We start from the raw sequence: 17,508 nt of genomic DNA on the forward strand, positions 1-17,508 counted from the left end.
TTCAGAACTGACCGAGGGCCAGGCCCCGGGAGAAGAAGCGTTGTGCGGCAAGGAACAAGATGACTGTCGGCAGCGACACCAGCAGGCCGCCCGCGAGCACGGTCGGCAGGGCGGCACCGCCGTACGTGCTCTGGAGACCGGTGAGGGCGGGCATGATCGGGCGGACCGATTCGGACTGGCTCAGGGTCAGGCCGAGCAGCAGGTCGTTCCAGACGAAGGTGGCCTGCAGGATGAAGATCGCGGCCAGCGCCGCCCCGGCCATCGGCAGATAGATGCTGCGGAAGATCCGGAACATGCCACCACCGTCGACGATCGCGGCCTCGAAGACGCTGCGCGCGATCCCGGTGAAGAAGTTCCGCATCACGAACGCCGAGAACGGCACGCTGATCGCGGTGTACACGATGATCATCCCGACCCGGGTGTCGTAGAGGCCCGAGTCGGCGTACCCGGAGAAGAGCGGCATCAGCACCATCTGCAGCGGGAAGATCGTGCCGCCGAAGATGAAGATGAACCACAGGAACCCGTACCGCAGCCGCAGTACGACGATCGCGTAGCCGGCCGCCGCGCCGATCAGCACCGCGAGCACCGGCGACACCACGCTGTACAACGTGGTCGCCACCAGGGTGTCGCCGAGAGCGGCCTTGTCCCACGCCTCCGCGAAGTTGCCGAACAGCGCGAACCCGGCCGGCTTCCACACCGTCGCGGCGTCATACCCGTCGACGGGCTTGGACGCGTTCACGATCAGCAGGTAGACGGGCGCGAGCCAGATCAGCCCCAGTACGACGAGGAACGCGGTCTTAACCTTGCTCACGCGACTCCCCCAGTTGGTATCGCAGGTACAGGATCGACGCAGCAAAGGTGACCAGGCTCAGGAACAACGCGATTGCCGAGCCCTGGCCGTAGTCGTTCAGCACGAACGTCTCCTTGTACATCGAGAGCGCCAGAGTCTCCGACGACGTACCAGGACCGCCCTGCGTCATCACCCAGACCACGTCGAACGTCTTGAGGCTGCCGACAATCGACAGCCCGATCACCACGGTCGTGATCGGCCGGAGCTGCGGCCACAGGTGATGCAAGAACAGCCGGAACCCCTCCGCGCCGTCCAACCGGGCAGCCTCGAGCGGCTCGGCCGGGATCGACTGCAGCCCGACCACAAACAGAAGTGCGTTCACACCGGCCGCCTGCCAGGTCACAGCCACGATCATCATCAGTGTGTTGCCCGGACCGGCCTGCAGCCAGCCGGTGTGCTCACCAGGCAGCCCGAAGAACCCAAGCGCCTGCCCGAGCGCCCCATCCGGCTGCAGCACGAACCCCCAGATGACACCAACGGCCACACCGGAGATCGCATACGGCAACAGGAACGGCAACCGCAGCCACGTGCCCCACTTGTGCCCATACGTCAGTACGGCGACCAGTAGCCCGAGCACCACCGGGAGCGTCACCATGCCGGCGACCCACAGCAGTGTGTTGACCAGCGCCCCCACCAGGTCCGGGTCGCTGAACATCGCCTTGTAGTTGGCCAGCCCGGTCCACACCGGCGACGCGAGGCCGTCGTACTCGGTGAAACTGACGTACGTCGTCCACAGGAAGGGCAGGTAGAGCAGCAGAGCGACCACGGCCGCGGCCGGCAGCCCGAACAGCGGCGCGGACCGGCCACCGGTCCGCAACGAGCGCTGGGTGCGCTCCCGTTGCTTGACCGGCGCCGGCCGCTCGATCAGCGAAGTCACTTCTGCTTGGCCCAGTACGCGTCCGCCTCGGCCTGGATCTTCTGCAGGCCCGGCATCGGGTCGCCCGGCTTGGTCACGAAGGCACCGAACACCTCGAGCGCCTTGTTCGCGACCGGTACCGGCGTCGCCTCGAACCAGCGGTTGATCAGCCGGTAGCCGTCACCACCGACGTCCTTGTTCAGCGCGGCCAGGCCCGGATCCTTCACCTCGGCCTTGGGGTTGAAGGACAGGTCGCCTCGGGAGTTCGCCCAAGCGGTCTGCGCCTGCGGCGTCACCCACCAGTCGGTCCACTTCTTCACCGTGGAGGAGTGCTCGCTCTGAGCCGCCGAGCACACCGGGCCGGTCTCGAAAATCATCGAGGTCTTCGGCAGTGACGCGTTCACGTTCGGGATGATGAAGAAGTCGTAGTCGGTGCCCGGCTTCATCTTCAGCGTGTTGAGGTTGCCGCTGAACCAGGTGCCGAAGTTGATCATCGCCACGCTGCCGTTCTTCAGCTGCGCCTGCGGCTCGGTCTTCGAGCCCGGGTCGCTGAAGTAGCCGGCCTCGATCATCTTCCTCCAGTCGTTCATCACCTCGACCACGCCCGGGTCGGTGTACTTCGCCTTGCCGGTGGCGAGGGCGTCGTACAGGTCCGGGTCCTTGCCCGCCAGCAGGGTCTCGAACCAGACGAAGCTGAACAGGATGTTGGTCTGGTAGAACGGCTTCACCCCGGCCGCCTTGACCTTGTCGGCGACCGCGAGCAGCTCCGGCCAGGTCTTCGGGGTCTGGGTGATCCCGGCCTTCTTGAAGACGGCCTTGTTGTAGTACATCACCCAGTAACCCGCCAGCAGCGGCAGGCAGTACTGCTTGTCGTCGTAGGTGAAGTACGGCTTCAGCTGCTCCGGGATGTTGCCGTCAGCAACCGCCTTGGTCCACTGGTCGGTGGTGTCGGCGACCAGCTTCTGGTCGACCAGGTCCTCCAATTCCTTGCCGGTGTGCCAGGTGAACAGGTCCGCCTTCTCCTTGGTCCGGAACGACGACCGGATGAACGCGGTGTAGGTGTTGGAGTCGGAGTACCCGACCGGTTCCATCCCGACCCCGATGTCCTTCTTGCTGGCCGCGCCGACCTGGGTGAAGGCGTCCTTCCAGCCCCCCTTGTCGTTGTAGAACTTCAGCGAGTCGACCGGCTTGTCCTCGCCCTTGGCGGCGTTCGGGTCGCCACCACCGCCCCCGCAGGCGGACAGCACGAGCGCGCCGGCCACCGCCAGAGCGGTCAGCGCTTTCCGGTTGGTGATGCGTGACATGGTGCGTCCTCTCAGCTTCAGGGGTGCTGAAGTCGGTTGTTGATGACGGCAAGGACTCCGTCGAGGTGCTCGCGGGTGAGCCGCTCGGCCAGCTCCGGGTCGCCGGCCACTACGGCGGCGTAGATGGCCCGGTGTTCGTCCAGGTCGGTCTGCCGGTCGCCGTGGATGTGCAGGATCTCCAGCTGTTCGCGGACGTTGACGACGGTGACGGACTCGACCACCTCGGCCAGCGTCGCGTTGCCGGACGCCTGCGCGAGGGAGCGGTGGAAGTCCATGTTGACCTCGGCCAGCTGGGCGTGGTCGCCGGATTCGACCAGCTCGGCCGCAGTGGCCAGGTCGCTGTCCATCCGTTCCAGCGCCGCCTCGGTGCGGACCCGTGCGGCCAGGGCGGCGACCGGCGGTTCGATCAGGGCTCGCGCCTGCAGCAACTCGATCAGGCGGTCGGATGACGGCGTCGGTGCCAGCGGGTTGGCGAGAACCAGCCGGCCGATGTGCTGACCGACGTACACACCGGACCCGTGCCGCAACTCGACAGCACCCGTAGCCTCCAACCGCCTGAGTGCTTCCCGCACTGTCGGTACGGCGACCTTGAACCGGTCGGCCAACGACCGGACGGACTCGAACTGGTCACCGGACGACAACTTGCGATCGGCGATCAACGCCAGCATCGACGTCGCGAGATCGTCGAGCAGACTCCGCCGTACGACGCCACCCGACGTACTCATCGAGAGGCCGCCAGGGTGATGGCGACGAAGCGGGGTCGGTAGATGCTCACATCGGCGTACAGGTCGTTGTTGGCGTCGAGGCTGTTGACGTTGTAGCTGACCAGGAGCTGGTTGCCGACCCGCCGGTCCGGGTGGTCGTGGGAGTTGTACGTGATGATGTTGGCGTTCTCGTAGCTGCCGTCCGCACCGGTCTCGGGGGTCTGGTAGAGCTCGACCGGCTTGACGAACGGTCCGGTCGGCGAGCAGGAGAAGTACCCGAGGACTCGCTTGCTGAACAGCTCGGTGGTGTCGTGCGTGACCAGCACATAGCCGTCACGCCACCGCGTCACGCTGTGCTCGTTGGCGACGCCCTCCAGCACGCGTGCCGACGCTGACTCGTCCGTCGACCAGTCGCTGCCGGTCCAGTACTCCCACGGCTTCGCGGTCAGGTCGTCACCGCGGACTCGAGCCACATGCTGGTACTTCGAAGCACCCAGGTCCTCGACGCCGTAGATGTAGGTGTAGCCACCGTCCTGCTGCAGCCACGCGGACCACTGCACGTTGGCGGCGGACGGGATGGGGGTGAGCTTCTGGAGCTTCAGTGTCTTGCTGTCGAACCTGGCGAGGTAGTTGCTGGCCCAGCGCCAGTCCCACTGACCCGGACCGGTCTTCTCGAACCGCAGTGCGACGACATCGAGGTTGCGACCCGCGTTGCTCGTCTGCGCCGCGCCGAACCAGTACCAGCCGTTGGCCGGCGGTGTGACGAGTGCTGTCGGGTTGGCCGCCGTACCGCCGGTGACTGTCTTCAGTGAGTCACCGCGCTGGACGACGAAGGAGTTGTTGATGAACGGCGTCGTGGTCGGCCGACTGCCGTCGGGGTTGACCGGGCCGAGGAACGTGTCGGAGAAGATCCACACGGTCCGGCCGCCGGAGAGCTTGACCGAGTTGGTGGTGTCCCCGCCGGTCCAGCCCTTGCCGGTGTCGCTGTAGGCGTTGAGCAGGTTCTCCGGGTCGGCCTGCGGCTGCGCCTGAGCCGTCCAGCCGGTCCGGACCGCGTCACACTCAGCCGCGCCGCCGTCGGGCTCGGCCGCTCGGGCGGCGGGCACGCCAACTGCCGCCGCTGTCAGCGACAGCACGGCTACTGCAGACCCCCAACGACGTGGTGACATCTTGGCTCCCACCCTCGACTTCGCGGCAATCATTCACCGGCACGAATGAAAATGATCAGATCACTTGGTCATTAGCCTGTCAAGACTCAGGGATCGTTCAGGGCGCGTACGGGGCCGCCGCGCTACCGGTGGGGTGGGAGGATCGACGGCATGTGGAACTTGATCATCAGGTTGTTCGCCAACGCGGTCGCCCTCGCGGTGGCGGCCTGGATCGTCAGCGGCATCACCCTCGAGGGCGCGACCGCCGGCCGGCGGGTGCTCACGCTGCTGATCGTCGCCGCGATCTTCGGCATCGTGAACGCGGTGGTGAAGCCGATCCTGGAATGGCTGTCGTGCCTGGCCATCGCGCTGACGCTGGGGCTGTTCCTGTTCGTCATCAACGCGGCGATGCTGCTGCTCACCTCGTGGATCACCGGCAAGCTGGACGTGCAGTTCCACGTCGACGGCTTCTGGTCCGCGCTGTTCGGCGCCGTCATCATCTCCGTCGTCGGCATCCTGCTGAACATCGTTCTGCCGGACAAGTCCAAGGACTGACGATGCGCAAGGTGGAGATCGTCTGCTCGGGCAACATCTGCCGGTCGCCGATCGGCGAGGTGGTGCTGCGCGCGAAACTGGCCGAGGCCGGGATCAACGACGTGGTCGTGACCAGTTCAGGCACCGGCGGGTGGCATGTGGGTGACCCGATGGATCCGCGGGCCGCGGCGGCGTTGCGCAGACGCGGGTACGACGGCAGCGCGCACCGGGCGCAGCAGTTCCAGACCGGCTGGTTCGCCGAGCGGGATCTCGTCCTGGCGATGGACTCCGGCCACCTGTCGGACCTGACCCGGCGCGGCGGGACGGTCCAGTTGTTCGCCGAGGTCGACGTACCGGACCCGTATTACGGCGAGGACGAAGGCTTCGACGACGTACTCGACCAGATCGAGAAGGCGGCCGACAAGTGGGTCGACCGCCTTCGCGAGTGAGGTATTACGACTGGCCGATGTCGGCCTTCAGGGCGACGAACCAGTCGACGCCCGGGTCGAACTCCTTGCCGCCGGCGATCCGCGGGAACTCGATCGCGCGCAGCTCGTCGCCCCGCTCCTCGTCGTGGCCGACCACACCGCTCTCACCGCGCAGCGCGGCGTCGACCGCGTAGTCGGTGCACTCCTTGATCAGCGCGAGGTCGCGGTCGTTGGCCGCGGCCGAGCGGCTGAAATACCCGCTCTTCTGCACCATCGTCTTCTCCGCGCCGATCCGCTCGGCGAACTGCTTGGCGAACCAGGCACCCGGGTTGATGGTGTCCAGCTTCACGTGACCGAACGGGTCCCGGCCGACCTCTTCGCCGCGGGCCTCCATCTCGGCCACGATCGACGGTACGCCGGCACCCTCGGACAGGAAGATGTTGACGCAGTCGGTCTCTTCCATCACCTTGCGCAGCCGGTCCGCCTCGGCATCCAGGTCGATCGTTGCCTCCGGCACGTAGACCGCGTGCACGTCCCAGCCGGCCTTGGTCAGGCCGATGCCCGGGTTCCACTCCTGCTCGTCGACCCACTGCTGGTACACCTGAGCCGTTGCCGCGGTCAACCAACCGCAGTTGCGCCCCATCACCTCGTGGACGATCAGCATCCGGGGGTTCGAGGAGTGCTCGGCGATGATGTTGCGGGCGTACAGCGCACCCTGCTCGGCCGCGGTCCAGGCACCCAGGCTCTGCCGGATCGGGATCACGTCGTTGTCGATCGTCTTCGGCAGGCCGACCACGGTCAGGTCGTAGTCGTGCTCGTGCAGGTACGCCGCGAGGTCCGCGGCGGTGGTGTTGGTGTCGTCACCGCCGATGGTGTGCAGTACGTCGACACCGTCGGCGACCAGCCGCTCGGCGGCGACCTGCAGCGCGTTCTGGCCGTCGGCGATCAGACCGCGCTTCACCAGGTCCGCGGTGTTGGTCAGTTTGACCCGGCTGTTCCCGATCGGGCTGCCGCCGAACTTGTGCAGCAGCGCGGCCTTCTCCCGGACCTCGGGGGTGACGTCGAGGTACCGGCCGCTGAGCAGACCGTGGTACCCGTTCAGGTAGGCGATGATCTCCACGTCGGGCGCTACTTCGGTGTAGCGCTCGATCAGCCCGCCGACGGCGGACGACAGGCAGGGCGCGAGCCCGCCGGCGGTGAGCAGGGCAACTCTGCGGACAGACTTGTCGGCAGCCATGGGTCAGGGTCCTTCCGAACGTCGCTGAAGTCGCCACCAGACTAGTGATGCAGACCACTCTCAGGACTGGTTGGGGCCCACCCTTCGGACAGCTTGCCTGGGGTGGGCCCCGTGGACCGGACTACCCGGCGCAGAACACCTCGTTCACCAGCCGCTGCGTCGCCTGCTGGAACGTCCCGGCCAGGGACAGGTCGGCGTCGTCCACATAGTTCAGCGCGGCCGTGAGGGTCTTCTTGCCGTCGGGCGTGCTGTACATCAGGGCCGCGTGGCCGCCGTGGCCGCCGTTGTGGGTGATGATCGTGCCGCTGTCCGTCTCCTGCACGAACACCCCCAGGCCGTAGCCCATCTTGGGAAGGGGCGTCGGGTGCGGTGTGCACATCTCGGCCAGCAGCTCGGCGGGCAGGAGCCTGCCGCCCACGAGCGCGGAGATGAACGTGTGCAGGTCCTGGGTGGTCGAGATCATGTCACCGCCGCTGGAGACCCACGAGGGATCCTGGTTGGTGACGTCGACCGTCTTCTCCTGGCCGGCATCGTCGTACCGGTAATACGCGTGGGCGTGCGGCTCGGCGATCTCCTGGGTATCCGGCACCACGGTGCCGGACAGCCCGAGCGGTCCCACGATCAGCCGCTGCATCTCCTCGGCTAACGAGTGGCCGGTGACCTTCTCGATCACCAACCTGGCCAGCACGTAGTTGGTGTTGGAGTAGCTCCAACCGGTCCCCGGCTCGAACCGCGGCGGCTTGGACAACGCCAGCCGTACCAGCTCCTCCGGGCGGTAGGTCTTGAATCGGCCTTCCACCCACTCCTGGCCCTGCCAGGGGATTCCCGGTACGAATGTCCCGTCCTCGTAGTACTCGCCGGTGTGGTTGAACACCCCGCTGGTGTGCTGCAGCAGCATCCGCACCGTGATCCGCGGGTCCAGCCCGAACTCGGGCAGATAGTCGGCGGCCGGGGTGTCCAGCTCGATCTTGCCTTCGGCCACCAGCTGCAGCACCACGGTCGCGGTGAAGGTCTTGGTGTTGCTGCCGATCCGGACGTGCCCGTCGATCGGCGGCGGGGCGGTCTCGCCCAGCTTGCTCACCCCGGCGCTGCCGACCCACTCGCCGCGCTCATCGTTCACGCGCAGCTGCAATCCGACGAAACCGGTCTCGACGAGCTCCTCGATGGTCTTCTGCAACTCCGGGCGGGCCATCTCGGGGGTGACGGACATAGCGGTGCTCTCCTTACGGGTTGGGTGGGCTCAGAGGCTGCGGGCGACGATGTCGCCGTACGAGGTGGTCGCGTGGATGGCGAGCTGGGCGACCGCGCCTTCGGTGTTCTTCAGCGTGTTCTGGATCCGGCCGTAGGAGGTGCCGGCGTCCAGGGAGGCCGAGACTCCGTCGGCGGCACCGACCGAGATGTTGCCGTGCTCGGTGCGCAGTGTGACCGTGCCGCCCACTGCCTCGGCGATCTGTAGGTCGCCCTTCTGGGTGCTGATCTCCGCGGCGCCGCCGAGGCGGCCGACCGAGATGTCGCCGGCCTGGAGGGTGAGGCGAACGCCTTCGGTCTCGTCGAGCTTGACCGTGCCGTGGGCGGCCTCGATGGTGACGTCACCGAGCCGTCCGACGCCCCGGAATTCGGCGCTGGCCGCCTTCGCCTCGACGCGGGAGCCGGCCGGCAGCTGGACGGTCACCTCGAGGGTTCCGGGGTGGCCGAGGACCCGGTTCTCCGCCGGCGGGGCCACGATCCGCAGGACCCCGTCGACGTACTCGACCTTGGTCTGCTCCGCTGCCTTCACATCGCGACCCTTCGAGGAGTCCGCGGGCAGCACCTCGACCGTGGTGTCGGTCCGGTCGGCGGCGATGAACTGGATGCGTCCGGCGGGGATGTCGAGGACGGCGAAAATCGGGCTGAGGGTGTCGAACTTCTGCATCGTGCACTCCTTGAAGACGTGGTTTCCAATGACGGAAACGCTACGTTGTGTTCAAGGACTCGGCAACACATTCGTTGCGTACGAGGGACATATTCGCAGGTCAGAGCCATGAAATCGTTGCACTGGGTCAGAATTCAACGCAACGGAGATTCGCTGTTCGTTGCAATAGACCGACTATGAACGCTACAGTCGGGGCACTCGAGGAGAACGAAGGAGATCGCGATGCCGGGAGGCAGGCTGACCCAGCAGGAACGCCAGCAGATCGCGCTCGGCCTGGCCGACGGCCTCGCCTACGCGGAGATCGCCAGGCGTCTCGACCGCCCCACCTCGACGATCACCCGAGAGGTGATGCGGAACGGCGGACCCAGCGGCTACCGCGCCGACCTGGCCCACCGCGCCACCGAACGCCGCACCCGCCAGCGCAGGAAGCCCGCACCCCGAGGGCCGCAGGCGCCCCAGCAGACCTACGGACGCGACGCCGAGGCGGTCCGCGAGTACGAGGAGGCCTTCACCACCCTGCTGATGGAATCGGGCCTGCCCAAGATGATGGCCCGGGTGCTGACCTGCCTCTACACCACCGACGCGGGCAGCCTCACCGCGTCCGAGCTCGCCCAGCGTCTCCAGGTCAGCCCGGGGTCCATTTCCAAGTCGATCACGTTCCTCGAGGGCCGGGACCTGATCCGCCGGCAACGCGACGAACGCCGCCGCGACCGCTACGTCGTCGACAACGAGCTCTGGTACCAGGCGATGATCGCCAGCGCCCGGGCCAACGCCCAACTCGCCGAGACCGCACGGCGGGGCGTCGCCATCCTCGGCCCCGAGACCCCGGCCGCCGTCCGCCTCGAGGGCATCGCCCGCTTCGTCGACTTCGTCGGCGAGAGCATCATCCGGGCCGCGGAACAGGCCCACGAGGTCCTCTACACACAAGCCGAAACGACCTCGGACGGCAGACAGCAATCGTGATGGTCAGTTGAGCGGCACCGGGCGGGGTGGGACCGGCGTGGAGACGACGAACGAGCTGTTGGTCCGGCCGTACGGCGCGAAGCGGTCGAGCAGATCCTCAAGCTTGTCGATCGCGGGCACCTGGACCCGCATCAGGAAGCAGTCCTCGCCCGAGATCCGGTGGCACTCGACGACTTCCGGCGTACTCCGGGCCATCTCGGCGATCCGGGACACCTGGCCCGGGCCGGGCTGCAGCCGGACCCAGGCGGCGACCGGCCGGCCGAGCGCGGCCGGATCGATGTCGAGCCGGTAGCCGCGGATCACCCCGGACTCCTCCAGCCGGGTGACCCGCTCGCGCACGGTCGGGGTGGAGACACCCAGCCGGCGAGCCAGCTCGGTGGTCCGCAGGCGCGGGTCGGCGGTGAGCTCCTCGAGTATCCGGACGTTCAGCTCATCCAGCAATGCGCTTTTCGTTTCGGTAAGCAATTCATCCTCCCAGGCTCCGTTTCGACATGGTACCCCAGGCTCATACTTTCTACCGTTGTCCTCATGAAACCCACCGCACTCGCAGCCGCCGGCGTGACCGTCGTGCTCTGGGCCTCGGCCTTCGTGGCGATCCGGCACCTCGGGACCGAGCTGTCGGCCGGTCCCCTGTCACTCGCCCGCCTGCTGGTCGGCAGCGTCCTGCTCGGGGTGCTGTTGCTGGTCAAGCGCGAGCCGTTCCGGATGCCGCAGCGACGGGACTGGCCGCTGCTGCTGGCGTGCGGCCTGCTGTGGTTTGGGGTGTACAACGTCGCGCTCAACGCGGCCGAGCGACGGCTCGACGCAGGTACGGCGGCCATGCTGGTGCACATCGCACCACTGCTGGTCGCTCTGCTGGCCGGGCTGACACTGGGCGAGGGCTTCCCGAGGCGGGTGCTGATCGGCAGCTTCGTTGCGTTCGGTGGCGTGCTGCTGATCGGTCTGTCGACGTCCACCGGTCAGGCCGAGACCTGGGGTGTGATCCTGTGCGTGACCGCTGCCGTGTCCTATGCGGTCGGAGTAGTCACCCAGAAACCACTGCTGAGCCGTCTGCCCGCTGCACAGGTGACCTGGCTTGCCTGCGTCATCGGCACGGTCGTCTGCCTGCCTTACACGCCCGCACTGGTCCAGGAGATCGGTGCGGCTCGTCCTGCCACGCTCTGGTGGGTGTTCTACCTCGGTGCGTTCCCGACCGCGCTCGGCTTCACCACTTGGGCCTACGCGTTGTCCCGGACGACTGCGGGTCGCATGGGTGCTACGACGTACCTGGTGCCGATGGTTGCCATCCTCCTGGCGTGGATGTTCCTCGGTGAGACCCCTGCCGGGCTTGCCCTCGTTGGTGGTGCGCTGTGCCTCGTGGGCGTCGCGGTCAGCAGGTCAGAGCGTCGCCGCCAGGCTGCGAAGGTGCCGGTGGATGCCGCTGTAGACGTCGGCCGTCGGTAGCAGGCGCTTCGGGACCTTGGTGACCACGCTGTAGTTGGCGTCGACCACGTTGGCCAGCGGCACTTCGCTGACCTGGCTGAGCAACTGGTACGCGTCCAGCTTGTCGAGGCCGTAAAGCGAGCCGAGCCAGCCGACCATGTCGACCTGACCGGCTCGCCACGCGTCCTCGAGCGGTCGGCTCGACCCGACCACGGCCAGGTAGTCGTCGTTCTCGATCCGCGGCCACGCAGGTCCAGGCGTCTTCAACAGATCGACGATCAGTACGACGTTCATCGCGCCCTCGACCGCGGTCCCGCAGGACTCGCCCTCGCCCTGGCGGTAGTGGCCGTCGCCGACCGAGAACAGCGCACCCTCGACGTTCACGTTGAGGAAGCAGGTCGCGCCGGCCCGCATCTCCGGCGTGTCCATGTTGCCACCGAACGTGTCCGGCACCAGCGACGAGCGGACCTCACCGGCGGCCGGCGCGAGACCGACCGTGCCCAGCATCGGCTCGATCGGCAGCGCGATCTCCAGGTCGCTCCCCTGCGCCTGGAACCCGACGGTCTGCTTCTCGGTGTCCACCTCGTAGATCCAGGTCCGCTCCGGCAGCGGATCCTGCAGCGTGGCGGTCCGGTCGGTGCTGGTCAGGCCGCCGAAGAACGGGATGGTCGCGGACGCGCCCCAGCTCCGGGCCGGGGTGAGCTCGACGAAGTGCAGGACGAGCGTGTCGCCCGGCTCGGCCCCCTCGACGTAGAACGGGCCGGTCTGCGGATTGACGAACGGCATGGTCAGCGAAGCGCTGGCGAGGTCCGCCGTACTGCGCAAAGTCCCGCAGAACGCGTCCTCGGTCCACAGCCGCAGGGCGGTGCCGGGCTTGACCCGCCGGACCGGGGCCGCACCGCCGAAGGTCCAGGTGTACTCGTTCGGCTCGGGCGTGAATTCGAGGATGTCCACAGGTCAGAAACCTAAGGTGTGCACGAGGTCTTGGGCGAGCGATCAGCGGGTTCTCAGGCGATTCTCAAGCAGACGGCCTAACCTCGCGGTGAACGGTACTTCGAGTAGTGATGGATGTCTTGCGGTGACGGAACTTCTAGCGGAGCGGGGAACGAGGATGCGCGTACTGGTGGTGGACGACGACCGGGCGGTCCGGGACTCGCTGCGCCGTTCGCTGGAGTTCAACGACTTCGAGGTGGTGACCGCGTCCGACGGTGCCGAGGCGCTCGCGGTGATCGGCAACGTCGAGCCGGACGTCGTGGTGATGGACGTGATGATGCCGCGGCTGGACGGGCTGGAGACCACCAAGGCGCTGCGGGCCGCGGGCAACAACGTGCCGATCCTGGTGCTGACCGCGCGGGACGCGGTGGCCGACCGGGTGGACGGCCTGGACGCCGGCGGTGACGACTACCTGACCAAGCCGTTCGCGCTGGAGGAGCTGCTCGCCCGGCTGCGCGCCCTGCTCCGCCGCAGCAGCACGCCCGGCGAGGGCGGACAGCGCGGCGAGGTGCTCCAGTACGCCGACCTCGTGGTCGACGTGGACGCGCACGAGGTGCACCGTGGCGACACCCCGATCCCGCTCACCCGGACCGAGTTCTCTCTGCTCGAGCTGCTGATCCGCAACCCGCGCCGGGTGCTCGAACGCGCGGTGATCCTGGACGCCGTCTGGGGCTACGACTTCCCGACCACCGCCAATTCCCTCGAGGTCTACATCGGCTACCTGCGCCGCAAGACCGAGGTGAACAACCTGCCGCGCCTGATCCACACCGTCCGCGGCATCGGCTACGTGCTGAGAGACACCCCACCGTGAGCAAGAACGACCCCGACTTCCCGTCGTACGTCGACCGCCCGGGACAGCCAGGCGGCCCGCAGCACCCCGGTGCCCCCGGCCGGCACCCCTCTCCGGCCGGTGGACCACCTGTTGCCAATGGCAACCGGGTGGCCGCGACGGCGGCCCGGACCCAGAGCTGGGCACAGCAGAAGCTGCACCAGCTGAGCCTGCACGCCCGCGTCACGCTGCTGGCCGCGGTCGCGGTCGGCCTGGCCGTCGCGTTCGTCAGCGTGGCGGCGTACCTGACCGTCCGGCAGCAGATGTACCGGAACCTGGACGACAGCCTGATCCAGCGATCGACGGCGGCGGCCAAGAGCGGTGTCATCACCAATCCCGAGCTGATGCAGGCAGTCCGGCCGGAGTGGCTCGGCCTGACCGACATCCGGATGGGACTGCTGGCAGCCGACGGCAGCACGCTGGTCGGCCCGCGGTCGTACACGCCGCCGATCGGCCCCGCCGAGCTGGCCGTCGCCAGCTCGCCCCGGAACAGCGACGCCAGCATCCGCACCGCGGGATCGCCCAACAATCAGCACTACCGGGTGATCTCGATCCCGCTCGGCGACGACACCGCGCTCGTGGTGGCGCAGTCACTCGACCCGATCGACCACACTCTGCACAATCTCGGCATCGTCTTGTGGGCGGTCGGTCTGCTCGGTGTCATCGGGGCCGCACTGGCCGGCAACGCCGTCGCCGCGTCCGGCCTGAGACCGCTGGCCCGGTTGACCGGGGCCGCTGAACATGTGGCCCGGACGGAGGATCTGCAGCAACCGATTCCGGTCACCGGGTCGGACGAGATCTCCCGGCTGGCGCAGGCGTTCAACGCGATGCTGGCGGCGCTCGCCCGGTCGCAGGACCGGCAACGGCGGTTGGTCGGAGATGCCGGGCACGAGTTGCGTACGCCGCTCACCAGCGTCCGGACCAACCTCGACCTGCTCGCCCAGGCGGACAAGCGTGGTGGCCTCCGGCCGGAGGACCGGCAGCAACTATTGGACGATGTACGTGCTCAGATGGACGAGCTGACCACCTTGATCGGCGACCTGACCGAGCTGGCCCGGGACACCCCACAGGTGCGCAACGCCGAGCTGATCGAGCTGTCCAACGTGGTCGAGGACGCGGTGATCAAGGTACGACGTCGCGCGCCGGGCCTGGAGTGGGACGTCCAGCTCGCTCCGTTCCCGGTGTGGGGCGACGAGCGACTGCTCGGCCGGGCAGTGACGAACCTGCTCGACAACGCCGCGAAGTACAGCATCCCGGAGGACGCGTCCACGCGTACCGATGGTGGACCGGTCGGCCGTGTCACGGTGCGGCTGCTGGACGGCGTACTGACGGTGACGGACTCCGGACCGGGTATCGCCGAGGCTGATCTGCCGCACGTGTTCGAGCGGTTCTACCGTTCCAGCGAGGCGCGCAGCCGGCCTGGTTCCGGGCTGGGTCTCGCGATCGTGAAGCACGCGGCCGAGCAGCACGGCGGGATGATCTACGCCCGCAACGCGCCCGGCGCCGGAGCCCAGTTCACCCTCTGGCTCCCGCACGCCGCCACCCAGACCCGCTGATCATCCGATGAGTCCGGGATCGCGGCGTACGACCTGTCGAAGACGGGGCTGAGTCCCAGTGCGTCCGTCTCGTTCGGGGAGTCAGCTCTCGTCGTCCGGTCCGCGCAACTCGGCGTTGATTCGCAATGCCTCGGCCAACTGGTCTTCCAGGATGATGATCCGGCAGGCGGCGTCCAGCGACGTCCCGTTGTCGACCAGTTCCCGGGCGCGGGAGGCCAGGCGGAGCTGGTATCGGGAGTAGCGGCGATGGCCGCCTTCGGAGCGCTGCGGGGTGATCAGCTTCGCCTCGTCCAGACTCCGCAGGAATCCAGGCGTGGTACCGAGCATCTCGGCGGCCCGGCCCATCGTGTAGGCGGGGTAGTCCTCGTCGTCCAGGTTGGTCGGCGGTGCCTCGGGGTCGTGCGTCATCGTCTCTACTCCACCTGCGGGTCTGGGGTCATCACACCTCCGTGTCGAGGGCCCCGGTGCCGAAGCACCGGGGCCCTGGGTTTGGATTCTCACCATCTACCGGCTCTCGAGCCGACCTCTACTTCCGCGGTCCGCTGACGGAGCCGGACCCGGCGGGGATCGCACAATGCGTAACCGAGAACCACCTTCCAATCACGATGGGACTGCGGTACCCGCCCGGCGAAACACAGCCACAGCGGGCGATCCTGATGATGTAATCCTCTCCTTCTCTTCAGCGTTCCGACGTGCTACTTCTCACTTCTGACTGCGCCGGCCGAGTACTGCGACGTGCTACTTCACACTTCGGTACTGCGTTTCTTCGCACTGCTGGACTTCTACTTCACCGAACTTCTCGGCCGGGTGCTGCTGGCACTGCTGGACGGTCGTTGGCCGTCCGCGTCGGCTTGTCCTGTTCTCTCTCTTCGCAACGACAGAGACGTTAGCCCGGTTGTCCACGAATGTCTACTTTCGCCACCATAGATTTTCGTAAGCCCCAGGTTAAGGTTTCCACCCGGCAATCAGTCCGTCCGTCGGCCGGCGCGGGGCGCGTGCTGACGGAGGGCCGACACTCGAACGATCTGAAGATGGGCTGACTGAACCTTCAGGGGATCTTCATGGAGTTCTTCGGTAGCTCTGACGGGATCTTCAGGGGCTTCTCAGGTCCGGCCGACAAAGTACTCGTCATGACCGAGAACCAGCCGCAGCAGCCGCAGACCCAGCCGGGCCAGAACCCGCAGCAGCCGGAGCGGACGCAGCAGTTGCCGATGGGTGGCTACGGCCAGCACCAGCAGCAGCACTTCGCGCCGCAAGGTGGCCAGCAGCGGCCGGGTCAGCACCCTTCAGGTGGGAGCGCTTACCCGCAGTTCGGGGCGCCGGGGACGCATCAGGGGACGTCTCCGGGCCTGAGCTGGCCCTTCGGTCCGCAGCCCGCGCCGGCCGCCGCCGCGCCGGCCAAGCCCAAGCGGCGCGGTCTGGCTCTGGTAGCCGCCACGGCGCTGCTGGTCGGCACGGCCGGTGGTGTGGGCGGTGCGGCTGTGTACTCGGCGACGAACGACTCCGGCGGCAACAGCCCGTCGGTGACGGCCCCGTTGAACGGCAACCAGGCCGCGCCGGCCGTTGCGCCGGACGGCTCGGTGCAGAGCGCCGCCGCGAAGGTGCTGCCGAGCACGGTGAAGATCGCGGTCGCGACGTCCCAGGGCGCGGGGACCGGGTCCGGCATCGTGATCAGCAAGGACGGGCTGATCGTGACCAACAACCACGTGGTCGCGGGAGCCGGCAGCGGCGCCAAGATCACGGTGGTGCTGAACGACGGCCGGACGGTTCCGGCCACCGTCAAGGGGACCGACCCGCTCACCGACCTCGCCGTGATCAAGGCGGACGCGACCGACCTGACCCCGGCCACTCTCGGCAGCAGCGGCAACCTCGCCGTCGGCCAGGGTGTGGTCGCGATCGGCTCGCCGTTCGGCCTGGAGGCGACCGTGACGAGCGGCATCGTCTCCGCCCTGAACCGCCCGGTGACGTCGGGCGACGAGGAGCAGGACAGTACGACGGTTTTCCCAGCAATCCAAACGGACGCCGCGATCAATCCGGGGAACTCCGGCGGCGCCCTGATCGACCTCGCCGGCCAGGTGGTCGGAATCAACAGCGCGATCAAGACCGCCGGAGGATCGGGACAATCCGAAGGCGGCAACATCGGCCTGGGCTTCGCAATCCCGATCGACCAGGCCAAGCCGATCATCGACGAGCTGGTGGCCAAGGGCAAGGCCACGCATGCGCGGCTCGGAGTACAGGTCGGCGACGCGCAGTCTTCCGACGGGCTCACGAATGGAGCACGCCTCGGCGAGGTGACGCCTGGCGGTGCGGCGGACAAAGCCGGTCTGCAAGCGGGTGATGTGGTGACCGCTGTAGACGGCAAGGCGATCGCGTCAGGGGACGCGTTGGTCGCCGCAGTCCGTTCGCACCGCCCGGGCGATGAAGTGAAGATCACGCTGACCCGGGCCGGCAAGACCCAGACCGTGACGGCAACCCTGGGTTCCGACAACGGGAACCCCACCGGCTGACAGATTCGTTCCTCCCTGGTTGGGACTGCGGCCGCCCACCGAGCGGCCGCAGTCCCTCTTTATGGCTCTTCTGCTCGATGTGGGTGGTCGTCAGCGGTACGGAACGCGAACCGGTCGCTGGTCGCAGCCTTCGTGTCCCAGTGCCGTACCGCCGGGGTTCCTGTCGACCTGGGAGGGTGCCCGATCCGGGGCACGACCCTCCCAGGTCCACCCTCGACACCCCACACAGCAAACCGCATCCGCACCCCGGCGACCGGCGACTGGG

18 protein-coding genes are annotated in these 17,508 nt (G+C 67.7%); 7 read left to right on the forward strand and 11 right to left on the reverse strand.

Features of this window, described 5'->3' with window-relative positions; genetic code table 11:
* Position 1: 1 nt before the first annotated feature.
* From V9K99_RS15165 to V9K99_RS15185, 5 genes are read right to left on the reverse strand one after another with little or no spacing between them, the layout of a single operon-like run.
* Entirely contained in the window at positions 2 to 811 is an 810-nt protein-coding gene (locus V9K99_RS15165) for a carbohydrate ABC transporter permease (protein ID WP_337323429.1), read from the reverse strand.
* Positions 798 to 1,727, reverse strand: coding sequence for a carbohydrate ABC transporter permease (locus tag V9K99_RS15170; RefSeq protein ID WP_337323428.1), 930 nt, complete (start codon positions 1,725 to 1,727; stop codon positions 798 to 800). The genes V9K99_RS15165 and V9K99_RS15170 overlap by 14 nt, the downstream gene beginning before the upstream one ends.
* Positions 1,724 to 3,010 carry an ABC transporter substrate-binding protein gene (locus V9K99_RS15175; protein WP_337323427.1) on the reverse strand — a complete coding sequence of 429 codons (1,287 nt, stop codon included), beginning with the start codon at positions 3,008 to 3,010 and terminating at the stop codon, positions 1,724 to 1,726. The genes V9K99_RS15170 and V9K99_RS15175 overlap by 4 nt, the downstream gene beginning before the upstream one ends.
* Before the next feature lie 17 nt (positions 3,011 to 3,027).
* A complete protein-coding gene (locus V9K99_RS15180) occupies positions 3,028 to 3,735 on the reverse strand; it encodes a FadR/GntR family transcriptional regulator (RefSeq protein ID WP_337323426.1) in 708 nt (235 codons plus the stop codon).
* Positions 3,732 to 4,883 carry a DUF4185 domain-containing protein gene (locus V9K99_RS15185; RefSeq protein WP_337323425.1) on the reverse strand — a complete coding sequence of 384 codons (1,152 nt, stop codon included), beginning with the start codon at positions 4,881 to 4,883 and terminating at the stop codon, positions 3,732 to 3,734. The genes V9K99_RS15180 and V9K99_RS15185 overlap by 4 nt, the downstream gene beginning before the upstream one ends.
* 150 nt (positions 4,884 to 5,033) lie before the next feature.
* Here V9K99_RS15185 and V9K99_RS15190 point away from each other — a divergent pair, with 150 nt between their 5' ends.
* Positions 5,034 to 5,417 (forward strand): phage holin family protein, encoded by a 384-nt coding sequence (locus V9K99_RS15190; RefSeq protein ID WP_337323424.1) that lies wholly within the window; start codon positions 5,034 to 5,036, stop codon positions 5,415 to 5,417.
* 2 nt (positions 5,418 to 5,419) lie between these two features.
* Positions 5,420 to 5,845 (forward strand): low molecular weight protein-tyrosine-phosphatase, encoded by a 426-nt coding sequence (locus V9K99_RS15195; protein ID WP_337323423.1) that lies wholly within the window; start codon positions 5,420 to 5,422, stop codon positions 5,843 to 5,845.
* 4 nt (positions 5,846 to 5,849) lie between these two features.
* On the opposite strand, the gene V9K99_RS15200 is transcribed toward V9K99_RS15195, so the two are convergent.
* The 3 genes from V9K99_RS15200 to V9K99_RS15210 form a co-directional block, all read right to left on the reverse strand.
* Positions 5,850 to 7,061, reverse strand: a complete 1,212-nt coding sequence (locus tag V9K99_RS15200; RefSeq protein WP_337323422.1) for a pyrophosphate--fructose-6-phosphate 1-phosphotransferase — start codon at positions 7,059 to 7,061, stop codon at positions 5,850 to 5,852.
* Between the two features lie 121 nt (positions 7,062 to 7,182).
* Complete coding sequence (locus V9K99_RS15205) at positions 7,183 to 8,271, reverse strand: serine hydrolase domain-containing protein (protein ID WP_337323421.1); 1,089 nt, start codon at positions 8,269 to 8,271, stop codon at positions 7,183 to 7,185.
* Between the two features lie 30 nt (positions 8,272 to 8,301).
* Positions 8,302 to 8,973 carry a DUF4097 family beta strand repeat-containing protein gene (locus V9K99_RS15210; RefSeq protein WP_337323420.1) on the reverse strand — a complete coding sequence of 224 codons (672 nt, stop codon included), beginning with the start codon at positions 8,971 to 8,973 and terminating at the stop codon, positions 8,302 to 8,304.
* A 222-nt stretch (positions 8,974 to 9,195) separates the two neighbouring features.
* On the opposite strand from V9K99_RS15210, the gene V9K99_RS15215 reads away from it, so the two are divergent.
* Positions 9,196 to 9,936, forward strand: a complete 741-nt coding sequence (locus V9K99_RS15215; protein ID WP_337323419.1) for a helix-turn-helix domain-containing protein — start codon at positions 9,196 to 9,198, stop codon at positions 9,934 to 9,936.
* Between the two features lie 3 nt (positions 9,937 to 9,939).
* Here the strand turns inward: V9K99_RS15215 and V9K99_RS15220 are convergent, their stop codons facing one another.
* Positions 9,940 to 10,401 (reverse strand): Lrp/AsnC family transcriptional regulator, encoded by a 462-nt coding sequence (locus tag V9K99_RS15220; RefSeq protein WP_337323418.1) that lies wholly within the window; start codon positions 10,399 to 10,401, stop codon positions 9,940 to 9,942.
* 63 nt (positions 10,402 to 10,464) lie between these two features.
* Here V9K99_RS15220 and V9K99_RS15225 point away from each other — a divergent pair, with 63 nt between their 5' ends.
* A complete protein-coding gene (locus V9K99_RS15225; RefSeq protein ID WP_337323417.1) occupies positions 10,465 to 11,379 on the forward strand; it encodes a DMT family transporter in 915 nt (304 codons plus the stop codon).
* Here the strand turns inward: V9K99_RS15225 and V9K99_RS15230 are convergent.
* Positions 11,314 to 12,312 (reverse strand): acetamidase/formamidase family protein, encoded by a 999-nt coding sequence (locus V9K99_RS15230; RefSeq protein WP_337323416.1) that lies wholly within the window; start codon positions 12,310 to 12,312, stop codon positions 11,314 to 11,316. The two genes, V9K99_RS15225 and V9K99_RS15230, sit on opposite strands and share 66 nt — an antisense overlap.
* Before the next feature lie 157 nt (positions 12,313 to 12,469).
* On the opposite strand from V9K99_RS15230, the gene V9K99_RS15235 reads away from it, so the two are divergent.
* Positions 12,470 to 13,162 carry a response regulator transcription factor gene (locus V9K99_RS15235; RefSeq protein WP_132151602.1) on the forward strand — a complete coding sequence of 231 codons (693 nt, stop codon included), beginning with the start codon at positions 12,470 to 12,472 and terminating at the stop codon, positions 13,160 to 13,162.
* The gene (locus V9K99_RS15240; RefSeq protein WP_337323415.1) at positions 13,159 to 14,736 is read left to right on the forward strand and encodes a sensor histidine kinase; all 1,578 of its coding nucleotides are present in this window, start codon (positions 13,159 to 13,161) and stop codon (positions 14,734 to 14,736) included. The genes V9K99_RS15235 and V9K99_RS15240 overlap by 4 nt, the downstream gene beginning before the upstream one ends.
* Positions 14,737 to 14,817: 81 nt before the next feature.
* On the opposite strand, the gene V9K99_RS15245 is transcribed toward V9K99_RS15240, so the two are convergent.
* Positions 14,818 to 15,144: a MerR family transcriptional regulator gene (locus V9K99_RS15245; protein WP_337323414.1), complete on the reverse strand. Its 327-nt coding sequence runs from the start codon at positions 15,142 to 15,144 to the stop codon at positions 14,818 to 14,820.
* 722 nt (positions 15,145 to 15,866) lie between these two features.
* On the opposite strand from V9K99_RS15245, the gene V9K99_RS15250 reads away from it, so the two are divergent.
* On the forward strand, positions 15,867 to 17,243 hold the full coding sequence (locus V9K99_RS15250) for a S1C family serine protease (protein WP_337323413.1): 1,377 nt from the start codon (positions 15,867 to 15,869) through the stop codon (positions 17,241 to 17,243).
* Positions 17,244 to 17,508: the final 265 nt, after the last annotated feature.

Source organism: Kribbella sp. CCNWLW201 (genome assembly GCF_037203805.1).
GTDB lineage: Bacteria > Actinomycetota > Actinomycetes > Propionibacteriales > Kribbellaceae > Kribbella.

Excerpts from the sequence above, each read along its gene's own strand:
- V9K99_RS15175 (WP_337323427.1), bottom strand. The coding sequence starts at position 3,010 with ATGTCACGCATCACCAACCGGAAAGCGCTGACCGCTCTGGCGGTGGCC.
- V9K99_RS15180 (WP_337323426.1), bottom strand. The coding sequence starts at position 3,735 with ATGAGTACGTCGGGTGGCGTCGTACGGCGGAGTCTGCTCGACGATCTC.
- V9K99_RS15185 (WP_337323425.1), bottom strand. The coding sequence starts at position 4,883 with ATGTCACCACGTCGTTGGGGGTCTGCAGTAGCCGTGCTGTCGCTGACA.
- V9K99_RS15190 (WP_337323424.1), top strand. The coding sequence starts at position 5,034 with ATGTGGAACTTGATCATCAGGTTGTTCGCCAACGCGGTCGCCCTCGCG.
- V9K99_RS15195 (WP_337323423.1), top strand. The coding sequence starts at position 5,420 with ATGCGCAAGGTGGAGATCGTCTGCTCGGGCAACATCTGCCGGTCGCCG.
- V9K99_RS15200 (WP_337323422.1), bottom strand. The coding sequence starts at position 7,061 with ATGGCTGCCGACAAGTCTGTCCGCAGAGTTGCCCTGCTCACCGCCGGC.
- V9K99_RS15205 (WP_337323421.1), bottom strand. The coding sequence starts at position 8,271 with ATGTCCGTCACCCCCGAGATGGCCCGCCCGGAGTTGCAGAAGACCATC.
- V9K99_RS15210 (WP_337323420.1), bottom strand. The coding sequence starts at position 8,973 with ATGCAGAAGTTCGACACCCTCAGCCCGATTTTCGCCGTCCTCGACATC.
- V9K99_RS15215 (WP_337323419.1), top strand. The coding sequence starts at position 9,196 with ATGCCGGGAGGCAGGCTGACCCAGCAGGAACGCCAGCAGATCGCGCTC.
- V9K99_RS15225 (WP_337323417.1), top strand. The coding sequence starts at position 10,465 with ATGAAACCCACCGCACTCGCAGCCGCCGGCGTGACCGTCGTGCTCTGG.
- V9K99_RS15235 (WP_132151602.1), top strand. The coding sequence starts at position 12,470 with ATGCGCGTACTGGTGGTGGACGACGACCGGGCGGTCCGGGACTCGCTG.
- V9K99_RS15245 (WP_337323414.1), bottom strand. The coding sequence starts at position 15,144 with ATGACGCACGACCCCGAGGCACCGCCGACCAACCTGGACGACGAGGAC.
- V9K99_RS15250 (WP_337323413.1), top strand. The coding sequence starts at position 15,867 with ATGACCGAGAACCAGCCGCAGCAGCCGCAGACCCAGCCGGGCCAGAAC.